This window comes from Actinoplanes sp. TBRC 11911 (assembly GCF_012933445.1).
Lineage (GTDB): Bacteria > Actinomycetota > Actinomycetes > Mycobacteriales > Micromonosporaceae > Actinoplanes.
Genome location: NZ_JABBNC010000088.1, coordinates 1 through 491 on the forward strand (window position 1 = coordinate 1; position 491 = coordinate 491).

The following is a 491-nucleotide window of genomic DNA, read 5'->3' on the forward strand; positions in this document are numbered from 1 at the left end:
ACCGAGGGAACGGTCTTCTTCGACTCGGGGTCGGTCGTCGTGCCAGTCGCCGTGGTCGGCTTCTGGCCCTTGGCCAGCGAGACAGCCAGCGAAGCGGCCGCGTCCGCCTCCTGCTTGATCGGCTTGTAGACCGTCATGCACTGGTCGCCCACCAGGATGTTCTGCAGACCCTGAACGGTAGCGTCCTGGCCGGTAACCGGCACCTTGCCGTTCAGCGAGTTCTTCTTCAGCACCGAGATGACCGCGTTGCCGAGGCCGTCGTTCGCGGCCAGGACGCCCTTGATGTCCCGGTTGCCGGTCAGCATCTGCTCGAAGATCGTGCCGCCCTGAGCGTTGTCCCAGTCCGGAACGCTCTGGTTCGGGCCCTTGACGTACTCGCCCGACTGGTACTTCGGGTCGAGAACCGAGTTGTAGCCCTGCGCGAACAGGGTCGCGTTGTTGTCGGTCGGCGAGCCGTTGAGCTCGGCCACCTTCGGCTTGACGGCCTTGTC

General features: G+C 65.0%; 1 protein-coding gene. It reads right to left on the reverse strand.

The annotated features are described in order from the left end of the window. Nucleotides 1-491: substrate-binding domain-containing protein (locus HH310_RS43015; RefSeq protein ID WP_169181555.1), on the reverse strand; the 491-nt coding region annotated here is incomplete at both ends.